The sequence below is a fragment of the Candidatus Nitrosocosmicus sp. T genome, from assembly GCF_054408485.1.
Genome location: NZ_CP166992.1, coordinates 2,254,389 through 2,269,389, shown reverse-complemented (window position 1 = coordinate 2,269,389; position 15,001 = coordinate 2,254,389). Strand labels below are relative to the sequence as shown.

Annotated in this window: 17 protein-coding genes and 2 pseudogenes; 10 read left to right on the top strand and 9 right to left on the bottom strand. The window is 32.4% G+C overall.

Features of this window, described 5'->3' with window-relative positions; genetic code table 11:
- Nucleotides 1-246 precede the first annotated feature (246 nt).
- Complete coding sequence (locus AB0A59_RS11535; protein WP_458743939.1) at nt 247-654, top strand: DUF1428 family protein; 408 nt, start codon at nt 247-249, stop codon at nt 652-654.
- 147 nt (nt 655-801) lie between these two features.
- Here AB0A59_RS11535 and AB0A59_RS11530 read toward each other — a convergent pair whose 3' ends face one another.
- The 6 genes and pseudogenes from AB0A59_RS11530 to AB0A59_RS11505 all read right to left on the bottom strand — a co-directional run bounded on the left by AB0A59_RS11530 (nt 802) and on the right by AB0A59_RS11505 (nt 5,363).
- Complete coding sequence (locus AB0A59_RS11530) at nt 802-1,026, bottom strand: M23 family metallopeptidase (protein ID WP_458743937.1); 225 nt, start codon at nt 1,024-1,026, stop codon at nt 802-804.
- 383 nt (nt 1,027-1,409) lie between these two features.
- Nucleotides 1,410-2,039, bottom strand: a complete 630-nt coding sequence (locus AB0A59_RS11525) for a hypothetical protein (protein ID WP_458743935.1) — start codon at nt 2,037-2,039, stop codon at nt 1,410-1,412.
- Nucleotides 2,040-2,312: 273 nt separating this feature from the next.
- Complete coding sequence (locus AB0A59_RS11520; protein WP_458743933.1) at nt 2,313-2,570, bottom strand: hypothetical protein; 258 nt, start codon at nt 2,568-2,570, stop codon at nt 2,313-2,315.
- Between the two features lie 313 nt (nt 2,571-2,883).
- Nucleotides 2,884-3,219 (bottom strand): annotated as a pseudogene (locus AB0A59_RS11515) (DUF488 family protein, N3 subclade); the annotation flags it as partial.
- A 302-nt stretch (nt 3,220-3,521) separates the two neighbouring features.
- Nucleotides 3,522-4,694 carry a lactonase family protein gene (locus AB0A59_RS11510; protein WP_458743932.1) on the bottom strand — a complete coding sequence of 391 codons (1,173 nt, stop codon included), beginning with the start codon at nt 4,692-4,694 and terminating at the stop codon, nt 3,522-3,524.
- A gap of 285 nt (nt 4,695-4,979) precedes the next feature.
- On the bottom strand, nt 4,980-5,363 hold the full coding sequence (locus AB0A59_RS11505; RefSeq protein WP_458743930.1) for a DUF4760 domain-containing protein: 384 nt from the start codon (nt 5,361-5,363) through the stop codon (nt 4,980-4,982).
- A gap of 171 nt (nt 5,364-5,534) precedes the next feature.
- Between AB0A59_RS11505 and AB0A59_RS11500 the strand changes: the two genes are divergently transcribed.
- The gene (locus AB0A59_RS11500) at nt 5,535-5,891 is read left to right on the top strand and encodes a hypothetical protein (protein WP_458743928.1); all 357 of its coding nucleotides are present in this window, start codon (nt 5,535-5,537) and stop codon (nt 5,889-5,891) included.
- Here AB0A59_RS11500 and AB0A59_RS11495 read toward each other — a convergent pair.
- A complete protein-coding gene (locus AB0A59_RS11495; RefSeq protein ID WP_458743926.1) occupies nt 5,888-6,019 on the bottom strand; it encodes a hypothetical protein in 132 nt (43 codons plus the stop codon). The genes AB0A59_RS11500 and AB0A59_RS11495 overlap by 4 nt on opposite strands.
- A 102-nt stretch (nt 6,020-6,121) precedes the next feature.
- On the opposite strand from AB0A59_RS11495, the gene AB0A59_RS11490 reads away from it, so the two are divergent.
- The 4 genes and pseudogenes from AB0A59_RS11490 (at nt 6,122) to AB0A59_RS11475 (ending at nt 9,320) form a co-directional block, all read left to right on the top strand.
- Nucleotides 6,122-6,358: a hypothetical protein gene (locus AB0A59_RS11490; RefSeq protein ID WP_458743925.1), complete on the top strand. Its 237-nt coding sequence runs from the start codon at nt 6,122-6,124 to the stop codon at nt 6,356-6,358.
- A gap of 459 nt (nt 6,359-6,817) precedes the next feature.
- Nucleotides 6,818-7,099: a hypothetical protein gene (locus AB0A59_RS11485; protein ID WP_458743924.1), complete on the top strand. Its 282-nt coding sequence runs from the start codon at nt 6,818-6,820 to the stop codon at nt 7,097-7,099.
- Nucleotides 7,100-7,231: 132 nt separating this feature from the next.
- Nucleotides 7,232-8,302, top strand: a pseudogene (locus AB0A59_RS11480) (NAD(P)-dependent alcohol dehydrogenase).
- Between the two features lie 550 nt (nt 8,303-8,852).
- On the top strand, nt 8,853-9,320 hold the full coding sequence (locus tag AB0A59_RS11475; protein WP_458743922.1) for a hypothetical protein: 468 nt from the start codon (nt 8,853-8,855) through the stop codon (nt 9,318-9,320).
- A 492-nt stretch (nt 9,321-9,812) separates the two neighbouring features.
- Here AB0A59_RS11475 and AB0A59_RS11470 read toward each other — a convergent pair whose 3' ends face one another.
- Nucleotides 9,813-10,799, bottom strand: coding sequence for a hypothetical protein (locus AB0A59_RS11470; RefSeq protein WP_458743920.1), 987 nt, complete (start codon nt 10,797-10,799; stop codon nt 9,813-9,815).
- Nucleotides 10,800-10,925: 126 nt separating this feature from the next.
- Between AB0A59_RS11470 and AB0A59_RS11465 the strand changes: the two genes are divergently transcribed.
- From AB0A59_RS11465 to AB0A59_RS11450, 4 genes are all read left to right on the top strand, one after another.
- Complete coding sequence (locus tag AB0A59_RS11465) at nt 10,926-11,201, top strand: hypothetical protein (RefSeq protein ID WP_458743918.1); 276 nt, start codon at nt 10,926-10,928, stop codon at nt 11,199-11,201.
- Nucleotides 11,202-11,604: 403 nt separating this feature from the next.
- Nucleotides 11,605-11,886, top strand: coding sequence for a SemiSWEET family sugar transporter (locus AB0A59_RS11460; RefSeq protein WP_458743916.1), 282 nt, complete (start codon nt 11,605-11,607; stop codon nt 11,884-11,886).
- Between the two features lie 450 nt (nt 11,887-12,336).
- A complete protein-coding gene (locus AB0A59_RS11455; RefSeq protein ID WP_458743915.1) occupies nt 12,337-12,846 on the top strand; it encodes a DUF2243 domain-containing protein in 510 nt (169 codons plus the stop codon).
- Between the two features lie 272 nt (nt 12,847-13,118).
- Complete coding sequence (locus AB0A59_RS11450) at nt 13,119-14,135, top strand: magnesium transporter CorA family protein (RefSeq protein WP_458743913.1); 1,017 nt, start codon at nt 13,119-13,121, stop codon at nt 14,133-14,135.
- A 332-nt stretch (nt 14,136-14,467) separates the two neighbouring features.
- On the opposite strand, the gene AB0A59_RS11445 is transcribed toward AB0A59_RS11450, so the two are convergent.
- Nucleotides 14,468-14,851 carry a response regulator gene (locus AB0A59_RS11445; RefSeq protein WP_458743911.1) on the bottom strand — a complete coding sequence of 128 codons (384 nt, stop codon included), beginning with the start codon at nt 14,849-14,851 and terminating at the stop codon, nt 14,468-14,470.
- Nucleotides 14,852-15,001: the final 150 nt, after the last annotated feature.

The following is a 15,001-nucleotide window of genomic DNA, read 5'->3' as shown; positions in this document are numbered from 1 at the left end:
GTTTAACTCAGATAATTTTAGGTTATTAGAAGAACAAACCATTCTAATAACCTCCTTGTACTACACAAGTAGTAGTTAGCTCAGCATAGATTTTATGCATATTATTTGTTTGTTTTTTATTCAAAATTTTTATCTCGCGCTAAACACCTATAGTGAACATGAAAAGACTACTTCATTTCATTAAGACTTTGCAAGTATACTTTTTTCCCATACTCCTTTTTATTGGATGACAATAAATACGATCCAATGAATAGTTCGAATATAAATGAGAATTCAAATCAGTCTGGGAGTCAAGTAGCTATTTTCCTATATCGGTCCCCTAAAAAGAACCACGATTCTTTGGTAAAGGTTAACAAACATTCTCATGATTTTTTTATGAAACATGGCGTATTAAAATTTGAAGTATTTAACTTAAACACTAGAGAAAATATGATGGATTTTGTAAATTTATCAAAAATCATTTCTGCTAATAATGACGAGGAGGTCTGGCTGGAAATACAGTCCTATAGAGATGCCAAACATGTACAGGAATTTATGAAGGCAATGGAAGGTGATAAAAGTGGAGACGAAATGTATAGGGAATTTATGGAACTTATTACTCCAGGTTCGATCGTTACTTTTGGGGATTTTAGTAAGTTAGAAGAAGTGTCTTAATGTCGTACAAATCGGAATTTTTTATCCAATATATACGATCCAAACTAGTTGCTACAAAAAAGCTATCATGTGAACATACTATTTACAATACAAGATGAATTATAAAATATTTCTAAAATTTTCAATCTCTATTGTTTTAATATCGGTTCAAACATTATATCCTGTGTATACATATACTTGAAAGTGCAGGTGTGGGGTATACGTATATCCTGTCATTCCAACTTTGGATATCTCTTCACCGGCATGAACCTTTTGATTTAATTCGACTGTAGATCTGTTGTAATCTAGGTGATCATATCGAGAATATTCACCATTTGAATGTTTGATTGCAATAAAATTAGTATAAAACCCGCGTGATGCAACGAGATCCAATATTAATCATCATGGTGTAGGTTACAACACCGTCTGCTGCTGCTAGAACGGGTGTTCCTTTGGGAGCAATAAAATCTACAGCAATCTGAAGCTTACTAATATGAGCAGGAGAAGACGACTTGTCTATTCTTTGCAACAGTTTTTTAGAAAAGGGATCATGCACATATTTTTATTACTCATCAACAAAAAAAATTCACTTTATGTTGAGTATGGCTTTTATACTTTAATAATAATATCTGAGCATAATGACTTGATATAGGATCCCATGATATCATTATAGTATATCCGTTTTTCTACATAGGAAACATTATAAAATCCAAACTCAAAGTGACAGAATTAATACGCACATTACCGTGTTGTGCGTTATTTAACTAGTCGTTTTGTTAATGATTTGTGGAGTCTTTGGTAGTAGTTGATGTAGTAGATGCGTTTACGTTTGAATCGGCTGTTACATCTTTAACATCTGCTGCTATTTGTCTTGAATTTTGCTCAAACGTTCTTGCGGCGTTTACTCCTGTGTTTGATATGTGTCTTGCAAAATCTTTTGTTTGTTGTAGGACTGGTTTCCATGCATCAAGGGTTGAGAAAATAACGTTGTTTGAAAGTCTAATAGCTGATACGGTATTGTCTGCAACAGTACTAACAAATGTTGAATATGCTTTAACTGCTGCATCAGGAGAATAGAAGTTGGTAACTAATCCATTAAAGGCTTCATTGTATGGCCTCCATGCTGATTGGAGTGAATTGACGACTTCTTTTTGAGAATCTATATATTCTTCTGATATCTCTTTTGCAGTTTGTAGTGATTGTTCTTGATAACTATTTACAATACTATTAATTCTTGGAATTTGGTTTCTTGATTCATCTATTGATTTTTTAATATTATCTTTGGTTTCATCAAATGATTGGTTAATGGATTCTTGGAAATCGATATTATTGTTATTGTAATTGTTAATGTTATGTTCATTGGTGTAACTTGAATGATTTTCTCTTGTTTCTGCTTTCTTTGACATAGTATCTATTAGATATTATACTATATAAACGTCGGTATCAAACGGTTTTTAATGCCTAATATAGACAAAACATGTCTGTGATTTCCACTGGCATAATGATTATAAATTTGCTATAAAGTATATTTTAGTATTATTTTCGAGATTGACCTCGTTATAGTATAAGATGTTGGACAAAATATACAAGTTTAGTCATTGGTGTTAAAGCTCAAATCTGACAAACTACTCTGTCTACCTAGTTCAGAGAGGGACTCTGAATTAAAGTTCTCTTTATATTTAATATCTCATCAGATCCAAACCCAATTTTAATTTGGATATTTCATTCTCTAACACGAGGGTTTCACTATCATCCTTAGAATATTTCAATAATCTTTCACAAGCTTGAATCTGACTCAGCAGCAATTCACTTTTATCTACACATAGACCATGAGAAGACTCGATGAAAGAATATGAAATACTTTTCCCCTTTTCCGTACAACCGCATGTTTTTGCCTCTACTAGATATGGTATTTCATTTTCAATAATATTCATCATCTATGCTGCAGCACCAGCATTAATAAGGTATAATTATATAGATATGGTAGATGCATTATTCTTTAATTAGAATTATATGAACTTTATATCAAGATTTTAATATAAAATTATGTATCTAACAGGTGTTACAATATTAACTTAAAGTGTGATCATTACTTATCCTTTCTTCCTCTCTTATCGCAATGGCGACGATGGATGGGGCTTCCTCTTATCTTCATATATAAAATTTAGTCATATTGTGGTCGATGGCAAAACAGTCTTTTGCAATCCTCATGAGTCCACATGAACTACGTCAAATTTTCTCATTCTATATTTATCGTCTGCCTATATCGTCTACCATGTATTTCACTATTGACCGGTGACAATGTTTTTCATCTCTGCAGTGACAGAGAAGTGTTACAACGTTGAATTTTGTCAAAGAATGATCCTGATCTAATAGTCTCTGTTCTTCTTGATAATAATTATCAGCATTCTTCTTATTGTTTTTAGCGATTCTATCGATACTTTGAGAAGATATCTTGTGTAAAGCCTTTACCGCTTGAGGATTGTTTCTTATCTCTATTTTAAAACGCCTTGAGTATTCAGGCCAATCTATTTTTTTATCTTTGATGTATTCTTTCCATAGGGGCTTGCTTGGAGCTAATTCTTTCCACCATTCATCCTAGTTTTCTTTTGCTTTAGGAAGATATCTTGGCCTAAATCTTGCTATTAGAATTCTTAGTCCATCTGACTCTTCTGTGGGATCTTTTAACGATTTCAGTTTTATAGAATTTGTAGTCATGAGGTATAGCCACTGTTTTTATTAAAGATAGGTTTTTTAAATATTATTTTAGTAATGAGGCATAGTTTTGATCATATGCTGCTTTAGGATATATTGATTCTTTTCACATGGGTGACACTAAACTAATTATCTCAACATTAATGGTGTTATTGGTGGCGTAGAATAATCAATCAAGTAAATTCAACAATTTCAATCCAGTTGGGGTCTTTACCTGACTCATATCTATCCAAGAGTTTTAATTCACCAGTTTCCTGATTGATTGCATGTACAGATACATAACCTGATTCCTGTCCTGCTGCAATCACAAAATTACCACTAGGATCAATGTTTATACCGCGTGGTATATTTTCAGTATCATAATTTCCGATGTATGTCAAATTCCCTGAGTGTTGGTCAACAGCAAACGCAGTAATTGTACTTTCAGCTCGTTCACTTACGTATAGCCATTGGCTATCAGGAGTAATGTGAATATCTGCAACTCCACGACTAGCGCCTTTTATATTTTCCATACCCGACAAACCATTTTCCGTCGCCGTAGTTGATGATTCAAGGCTTATCGTAGAAGGCATTGCTGAAATCCTCTGGATTTCAGTTAAAGTCCCTGTCTTGTTATTTATTTTATAAGAATACACCATCCCATCCGTTTCAGTCGATACATAAACAAACATGTTATTTGGTGAGAAAACAAAATGTCTTGGTCCAGAACCATCTTTAGTGTATACGAATGCCGGATCATTTGGCGTAAGAACTCCCGTGAATTCATCAAATAAAAATTGTTTTATCTGATCATTTCCCAAATGAGGAATATATACAAATTGATTAGATTGATCAACTAGGATTGAATGGGGATTGGGACTTGTAGAAATTACTTGAACAGGTTCTGATTGAACCGACCCATTGAGGCTTATTGGATTCACGGCAATTTTTGCATCAGTATATGATACTGATAAAAGAAAATGACCCGTTTGATCTACTGAGATGTATGCCATGTTATCGGGTAATGATACTTTAGAAAACTGGGTCAGGTTACCTGTCTCTGAGTTAATCAAATAAGTAATCACCGAAAAAGGTTCTGAACGAATAGATGCATACAGGAATCGATGATCTGGGCTCAATGCCATATGCTTTACATTTGGTCCAGCATCTACCTTTTCTATCATTTTCAGATCACCGGCTTCAGGATCCAACTGCATAACTGCAATATTTTCATCTTCGCCATTAGAAACATAAACAAATGTTCCTTCTGAAAAGGATTGATTTATACCAGTAAACAAACTTGGAATCATTAATACTGTCATAAACAGTGGAATTCTTAAATCAAATATGTCTTTTTTTTCTATCATTAATAAATCGTACTGGTATCTGTAACTATTAGTATTGAATAAATTTCTTACGCAAGCCGACTAAAATTTTCCAAGAGGATGCCTCAAAATCTAAGTAATTTCATGTCACAATGTGTGATCGGATTATATTTCCCCAGCGGCACGAATTTGATGTTGAAAATTAAGAAAATCGTCGGTATTGCTGATTATTACCTAATTATATATTGTTATATGACTAGAATGCTCTCCAACTAATCTGAATCTTATCTAATAATCTATATACTATCTAGATAATTATCATCTATCCTACTCTATATTCTTCGAATTTTTCTTTTTCCAATTAGTTCTCTTTTCGCTTAACTTCTCAAAATTTTCATATATCTGAGGCCTTGTTTCTCTCATTCCATCTACTATGGGTTTTGCTTTATGCCAAAAGGGACTAGGATTAAAAATATCAAAATACATGTCTGTGGATATCAAACCATGACTAATTAGGGTGCCAGATAACTCAAAGAATCCACAAACTGCAATAAAGTGCGATCTTTCATTTGATGTTCCCGAATATTTTTCATGATACTCTATGTAACTATTAGCATTTAATTCATCTAAAAACCAGAGTCTCGAATCTCTATGACTGTCATAAATTTTGTACAAGTCTAGAATTAGATTAGCTTGATTGTCTGAAGACATGTTTACTAGATGTTATTGTACTTGATAAAGATATGAACATGTTTTATTTATTATAATAATTTTATTTAATAATGAATTAGCTAAACCTTTATACTGGTTATATCAAAATGTTTCTAATAACTTTTCACTGCTTTAAAAGATAATAAACAAGTTATAAGAGAAAGAAAGTTAATGTCTAACATAGATTTTTCTGAACTAATAATATCAAAAAAGGGTGTAATTTCGTCGGAACGCCAAACTATAGGAAATATAATTGGTGAAAAAGATGATTCAATCATAGTTGAAAAGGATGGAATGAGTGAGCACATTTATTTAGTACCAAAATCGAAGATTGAAGCTTATGATGGTGCACAAATAATATTAAAGGTTTCAGAATCTGAACTAAAGACTTTTGAACAGAGAAGAGAAAAAGGAGCAGGAGGAGAATCTGTTCTGGATAGTATCACAGATAAGTTAGGAGATGTTAAAGACAAGGTTGTAGACACAACAAAGGATGTTGCCGGAAAAGCAAAAGATAAAATAGATTAACTGCTGTTCCCCAGATCTTTTACTTTTTCTTCATTGCTATTACTGCTACACTTACTATTACCGCCGCTACTTATCGCGGTGTTATTCTCCTCTTTTATTGGATAAGCTGACGTTGCCTTAGACACCACTTCATAATTTTCATGCCTATTGTCGTTTGGATCGCCTTCAAAAATGCATATGAGCCGATCACTGCATAAAGAGTTTAATATCCAAACTCAGATATTTTTAGTATGGGTTCAGATCCTGGATCAGAATTACCACAAGTGCAAGGTTTTTCACAAAAAGAAAATTCAGAACCGGGGATTCCAAGAGGAGAAAGGTGCAGTATTTGTGGACTAGTTGCTCGCAATAAGGTTGAACTAGATGAGCACATCAAACATGCCCATAAACAGGGAGATCCCAACAACCCAGATTATGTATATTCAAACGAGCAAAAAATTGATCCATTCGTAAAAACAGAAGATTAGTTTTTAAAAATAGAAACATTAATTTTTTTTTATAATTTATCTACGGAATGCGTTATCTCTCTACTTTGATCTGATCTTGTATATTATTGAAGATTATAACTTTTTCAAATACAACATCAAGTATTTGGCAGAGATGCTTCTATATGCATCATGTACAGAATTCAATGGAGATGAATGTATGTCAATATCAATATTTCCTCTATATGGGAATCCTTGATCATGTAAATAAAACATCGATGATTCACTAAAAAAAACGAGTATTACAATATCTAGATGCAAACGGCTTCATCAAGGTGGTGAATCGACCTATGCCATTATTCTATTCTTATTAAATTGTCAGTTAAATGATATATAAATCATAAATTACAAGTAACACTAATACTAACAAAATCTATTTAGAATTATTATTGAAAAAACCTTTCAAACTTAATTATACTAAAACAGAACATAATTTTCATTATGATATCTGAAAGGGAATCAAGGATCAGATTAGTCGAAGACTGTAAATACCTTATATCAAGAATACCCTTTGGAACATATAACTTAACACATATTGGAATTCAATTAACAATCATAAGGCGACAAGGATCCGATTGGACCAAGGGGTGGTTCAAAGAAATTCAAATCAATAAGGAACCCTTGGACAATCATGTTTTATTATCTATGTTTACTACTCCGGAGTTAATTGAGCTGAAGGTTACTCTAGCCAAGTACATCAAATTGGAAAAAGAAATGATATAGTCCATATATCCAGGAATCTTATTTGGACTAATTTTAGGGAAAAATAGATAAAGGCATAATATCTGTTGCCCTAGTGAAGAAACCGAACTTGCCTGACTAATCCATTTATATCGATACCGTTTTCATATTGTCATGTCAACTACTCGATTTAGTTCACAGTCACATGGACAGTTTGAATCCCAGGCTTACTCTGCTGCCGATCCAAAATCTCACCTTATCCCAACTACTATTCCGAGGCGCAATCCTGGTAATGACAACGTCCAAATCGAGATCCTTTTCTGTGGTATCTGTCACTCTGACCTACATCAAATCCGTAATGAGTGGAGTGCTATGCCCACTGTTTATCCATGCGTTCCTGGACATGAGATTGTCGGTCGTGTAACAAAGGTTGGCTCTGCAGTAACCAAGTTTAAGCCTGGCGACCTGCTGCGGTTGGATGCTTAGTCGACTCCGATGGAGACTGCCCTCAGTGCCGAGCCGGTCTGGAACAGTTCTGTCCACACATTACATTAGCCTATAATTCTCCAGATATGCATCTTGGAGGTGTCACATATGGAGGCTATTCTGACAGTATTGTGGTGAAAGAGCCCTTTGTTTTACATGTCTCTCCCAACTTGAATCTCGCGGGAGTTGCTCCTCTTTTATGCGCAGGGATAACAACATACTATCCCTTGCGTCACTGGGGGGGTGACTAAAGGAAATACAGTCGGTGTGGTGGTTTTAGGAGGCCTAGGTCATATGGCAGTAAAGTTTGCTCATGCGCTTGGTGCACATGTTGTTCTCTTTACTACTTCGCTTATAAAAAAAGAAGATACACTTCGTCTACGCCTAGACGAAGTGGTCGTTTCAAGCAATGCCAATTAGATGATGAAGCATGTAGGCAGTTTCGACTTTATTATCGACACGTCTCTGCCGAACACGACATTAACGCCTACCTACAATTACTCCGACCCGATGGCAATCTCACACTAGTCGGAGCACCTGACTCACTGCATGCAGTTTCTGCCATGAGTCTTCTCTTTAATCGTCGGAGCCTTTCTGGGTCGCTTATCGGGTGTATCTCCGAAACACAGGAGATGCTAGAATTTTGCAGCAAGCATAAGATCACCGCGGATGTAGAAATCATTCCAATCCAGATGGTCAACGAGGCTTATGAAAGATTATCGCTTCTCCATTGATATGACGTCACTCAAATCTCGATAACATGGAGTGGCCATTTGATTCTACACTGTGTTCTTAGAAAACTCGATAGGAATAATAATTTGAATTAATAATAACGGGAAAGAAATCATACATATAGTACCCATGTAGTATCTAGGATAATTAACAGAATTGAGCAAGCTGTAATTGATTTTAATTCAAACCTTTTCTTGTAATTTCTTAATACGGGTTCAAAATTGTATTATATTTATTAATACAACTACATGAGAATCTTTTTTTCATTTATTCTCATACTACTTTAAAATCCGGTGGGATGATGATTTTAGTTTTCTATACTCATCTTCTACCACATACTTTGTAATTGGTTAATTTATATCACTAATACTTTTTTTACAGTAGGGTAAAATAGGTTTAAAGACTGTTGAAGGATAATTGACCAATACGAGGTATATGAAATATGAATTATTTATACCAGCGATAGCGGATTCTTGATTTCACATAACAAACTGGATGCAATATTCTTCTCTATGATTTTACCATAACGATTTTTGATACAAGTTATATCGTTTATTATTAAGTAATATTTACTAAATTGACGGGTATTAATAAAAAACAAATTTCTATTTTAGCAGTAATAACAGCAATAGCAATTGCCATGACTGTGTCTCCTATTGGATTAAACTATAATACAAATATGGCATTTGCAGGAGGGAGCCATCACGATGATGATGATGACGATGATGGAAACAGTGCATCTCAAATCATCGCACAAGTTCAGCGCTCTATTCAAAACAGCCAAGTCGTTTCTGGTGGTGATACAATAGGCTCTGGTAACAACTTTAACTTCCAAAATCAAGAGAATTCCGGTAACAATGCTTTAGCACAAAGTAACGATGACGATGATGATGATGGAAACAGTGCATCGCAAGCAATTGTTCAATCTCAGTCATCAAGACAAAACAGCCAAGTCGTTTCTGGTGGTGATACAATAGGCTCTGGTAACAACTTTAACTTCCAAAATCAAGAGAATTCCGGAAATAACGCACTAGCCCAACAGTAGAAGTAGCCTACATTCCATATTTTTATATAATTAATTATTTTCTAGAATGTTATAGAAACGGTAGCACTAGTAAACACAATTGCAATCATAAACAATTATAATAAAACCTAGCAAATCAATATTATTTTGTCTAGGATGTTTTATTTAGACAGTTATTGAACCAAGGTGCTAATTCCTAGGTTAGTCCCAGCATTGATGCTTGAATTAGTTTCAATATCAAGAATTTAGGATACGTTATCATTCTTAAGAGTGAATCAAACGTTTGGCCTACAAATTCTATAAATAATTCTGTCAATATGCTAATGTAGCTAAATAAACTATTTCTAGAATGACTATTATTAAAAAAATAATAATATAGATATTGTCTTAGTAAGTTAACTAAATTAGCCAGATTCTTTGCAATAAATTCGAGAACAAGATTTTGATTGATTGAACTTTATTTAAGAATTAGTATTTCTGTATTTCTTGTTGTCGATTTAATAAATATTACTGTTATTCGTACCTATTGGTGACTGCTGCTAGACTCTTAACATCATTCCAGTGTTTCTCAAACATTATTCCTTGAACCAGAATATTGTATTCCTCACGTGAAAAAAATGCAAGTAATTGATTATTAACATCGCGGCTTACTTGTAGCATATATTTATCATCGCTTATTATTACCAATTCATTAAATTCACTTATCTTATTTGAATACATCAAATGGATGGGATTAATGCGATTGGTATAGTTTATTGCAGTAATCAATTTTATCAAATTTGAGTCGGTGTTATCAACTAGGATTTTGATTTTTACACCATTTTTTAATAATGGTGGAAAATAATTTACAAAATTGTTCTTACTAAGTATAATGCATAGGATCTTAGTAGACGATAATATGAGTAATTCCTTTTTACATGTAATTGTTAAAGTATCGATTTCATTGAGGAGTGTATCATAATCTGTTATTATCTTCTTACGGCCTAATCTTTTTTCATACTCTAATTCTTTTCTTCTTATTGATAGTGGAATTGATATATTCCACATTTTGTCGAAGAGGATTCGTTGTTTATCTACCAATGTTTTGGAATTGCTCCAAAGAGTTTGGTCTGGTTTGTCGTTATCTCTATGGAAAATATATACCATATATGCCCTATTGTCAAATATCCCAAAATTACCCTTTATGTCATCCAGACACCGAATCTCGTAGTATTTTAGCGAATCTATGGCATCAATGTTTTCTAGTGTTGCTTCAACGATTAATCTTATTCTAATTCCCTTATCCGTGATTAATTTTTCAACATATTCCATTCCTTCTTGAAAATACATTCTAGTAAAGTTGAACATATTTGCATCCCACACGGTATCATACCCTTTTTCAATAATAGTCATGGAGTGAAATACCATCTCAAGCATCATGTCATAATCAAACATAACCTCCGTAAGTATTGGATCATAATATTTGGACTCCTTTAACTGTCTAAAGGTAAATACATCCATTAACAGACTGTACTAATGTTTTGCAAGTTAAAAACCTCTTGTTTTAAGGTTAGAGAAGATTAGGTAGTCATTAATAATATACCGGAAATACTAATTCCTTAAATATACAAAGTAACATTATACCACATGTTTAGATACTTTGATACTTCTGATGATTCTCTCCTGCAAAATGACAAGAATCATAATAAAATTATTAAAAAGTTGAACAATCTTACAGAGGGTCTATCATCTGCAGATAAGAAATTACTGCTTAAAATGGTTAATGAAGTATATTACAAATATCAAAAATCTATTCAAACAAGATCAGAAAGTGATACTGAACTAATGATTTCAACAATAATGGCACTATTGGTAGAGCAGAATAAAGAGTTAAGTAAATTCAATGAAATAAAGACTACCTAACCTTAAATTTTGAAAATCTATAATCCAAAGAATTATTCAATGAGCCATTTAGATTAAAATGTCAAAGGTACGATTTTTAGGTTCGTTCAGCCACTATAAAGCAATTATATATACATATTTCAAATGAAATTCTATTTATTGACCTTCATCGAGTCTTTTCTACATTGGGATTTCTACTATTTCGAAAATAGAGTGTTGATAAAACTTTATTATCAGAACATCGATGTATCGGACCGACGGCTTTAACACGATATTAGTACTTGGGGTGAGTTTTTTTATTGATAATTGAATTGCATCTTTGTGGCGATGTAATGTCAATATGATGCTTGAGTCGTTTAGCGTCCTTCAAGTTCAATAACAAATATTATGATCAATAAAAGATATGTTATTTATCGTAAAATAGGTGGTAGATATTCTAATAACATTCATCGGACTTTTGGCCACTGTGTTCACAGTTGCAAGTACCGTTCCACAGATTAAGAAAGCATTAAAAACAAAGGATACCGAGGATGTATCAATTCGTTTTCTTCTAGTCTTGATTGCTGGGCTTTCTCTATGGGTTATTTATGGAATTGGAAGGGCGGATATTGTTATTGTTATTGGCAACTCTATTGGGGCATCATTAAACGTTTGGATGTTGGTTCTTAAGGTAAAATATTCAAGAGAGCCATTAGAAGAACAATAAATATAAGAAATGAATATTCTTATCTTAGCCATTTTTCCATCGTCTTGTAAATGTAGTATTAATCAGGATGTCCGATGCAAGGGATATTAGTAATAGATATCTTGCTAGTCTAAACTACTTATGATCAATTTATATAAAAATTGAATTTCTATTAATGAAGATTTAATATTTATATTATTGTTAAAATATTGATCCATAACTTAAGTAAAATGATTATTATATTTCTCACTTCTATCATATAATTTTGAAATATCAAATGAAGGTAATACTGCAGCATCTATTATACGCTAATGTCTTGAAAAGATAATGATATTTGCCAGGTTGCTTGATTTGTTTCTGATTGTGGTTATGATATCCAGATATGAGATTATTTCCAAACAAATAGAATCATCTAATATTTGTACTTTAAATCGTATGTTATTCATGGTTTGATGGTTAATGTGAGATAATGTGAGCGAAAGTAGTTATAAGAAGGGAGAAAGTGGAAGTAAGAGAAAATCGGCTATCTCGGCAATTCTAATTGGAATTGGTATTGCTGGGTTGATAGATATCATTATCTTTCACGCGATATTACAGTGGCACCATACCTCCTCTCATAAGATAATCCCAAACACAATTGAGTCTCTGCAAATGAATATTTTACATGATGGAGTATTTCTTGCATTCTCTCTAATAATAACGATATCTGGAATTATTATTCTTTGGATTTCCCAAAGTTCTAAGGATAAAGATTATTTTCTATCATATAAACGATCATTTATTGGCCTGGCTTTTATTGGATTTGGTGGCTTTAACACTATTGAGGGAATAATCAATCACCACATTCTACAAATGCACCACGTCATTGAAGTTGCGGATCCATTTATGTTCGATTTGACTTTCTTGGTCATAGGCGGATTGGTTTTCCTGGCATTAGGAACGATTATGTTAAAGTCACAAAAAGTTAAACTAAAAAATTGAACTTGTGAGCCGAGGAATCTTTAAACGCAATCAATGAATACGATTTGAATCAATAAAATACAAGATCTAAAAGATTAAACATTCCTTTTCCTACACATAAAGCGGTAGCTCAAAATGTTATATCCGTAATTGAACATAATATAGATTATAATGATATCAAATTTGAAATTTATTAAACCATTTCACCAAGGAATAGTCTTTAACAATACTTGGTTGATGGATCTGCTACAAAACGAAATAGACATTAATACTTTAAAACTATATCAAATATAGTGCAAAAAAATATCTTCTATTACAATAAAAAGGAAATAATAGAAGAGAAAAATGATTCAGATGGAGACCTACGGGAAAACTATAATCTTTGGATTGACATATCTGATCCAACAGATAAAGATATTACAAATTTGGAAAAGCAGTTTTCATTAAATAAGAAAGCATTAGATAAAATCAGACAAAAATCCAAAAAACCAGTGGTAAAAGAAACAGATCGCAATAGTAAATTTATTATTTTACTTGACTTGAAATTTAATGATTTACAAAATCTTGAAACTACGCCATTGTACTTTTATGTAGGGGATACATGGCTCATAACTCTTCATTCAAATAAAATAGACTTGCTAACAAAAGTAAAACTAATTCTCGCAGACAGAAAAACGATATTGGAATCTTCAATAGATGCACTTTACTATAGCATAATATCTAGTATTATAGAAGATTACGAACAACTTTTGACCGCAATCGAGCTCAAAGTTTTTGATATCGAAAAAGACGCACAATATAGGCCATCCAGACGGGTGCTTAAATATTTGGATACCTTATCAAGACAAGTTATTACTCTTCGACGATATTTCTGGGATGCTAGAAATATAATAAACTATCATGCTAATATGGAAAAAGACAAAGATGATATAAAATATCTTCAGATTGTATATAATAATATTAACCAGCTCATTGAAATGATTCAATCATATCAGGATACAATAAATTCTACAAGAGAACTGTTTTCAAGTAGTATTTCTTTACAGATAAACGAGACAATGCGGGTGTTGACTATTTTTTCAGCTATCGTATTACCGCTTTCGCTTTTGATAGGCGTACTAGGGTTACAAGGCTTTGATTTAAATAATTTACACACATTACCAAGATATCTAGGCTTTTTAGTGATAGTGATGTTAGCTATAACTATAATATCGTTATTTGTTTTTTGGAAAAAAAAATGGATATTTTCATACGAAAAAGAAGTTTTAAGTAAAGACAATAAAAAGTTAAATAAAGAGGATTTACAGTAATTTCAGCTATTAACTGTAATTATTACTTTTACCAGTTAATAAAATGCGATTACAATAGAATGGCATTTAATACCGGTTAAATTCAAAAATCAGTATTAAAATTTAGAAATTCTGTTACTAATTTGTTGGTTAATTTTTGCTCTAAATCTCAATAAGGTAAATGATTTTACGGTTACTATTCATAATAAACTTATTTTATCTGTCGGAAGATATAAAGTAAATAATAATAAATCATCATGAAAGCGACATGCAATTAGGATCTATTAAGCAAGCATATTATTTGAATTTACTTAATGCATTGTCTAAATGGTCTTAATAACTCTTTATCTAAATCATGTTTTACATGCTTTATTTATCATTTCTTTCAAGTCAGAAAAACGAACAGGTTTTTGAATTAACCTATCAATTCTAGCCATCTTAAAATCTATATGATTTTCTAAATCCCTTGTTTCAAAAGCAGTCATCAAGAAAATCTTGATGTTTGTATTTAGTTCCCTTATCTTTTTTGCGAGCTCCAGCCCATTCAAACTAGGCATCCTTAAATCAGTTATTATTAAAGAATGCTTATCCGATGTCTCTTTAAAATACTCTAAAGCCAGAACTGGATCCACAAATGATATAGTGTTAAATCCTTGCTGGTTCAAGAATGTTTTGAAAAGGGTTGCAAGTTCTATTTCGTCATCCACTACTATGATAGAGCGAGTAGCAGAAGACATTATTAATTTATTTAGATTTGTTTCATTTAACTTTAACTATTGCAAAACCTATTTATGCGATAGGTTTAAACAAATCAACACCACATTATTCTATCAAATTTAATTTTAGAGAAAATGAAAAAGTGATTGCATTCTTTTTTAGAAGGTTTA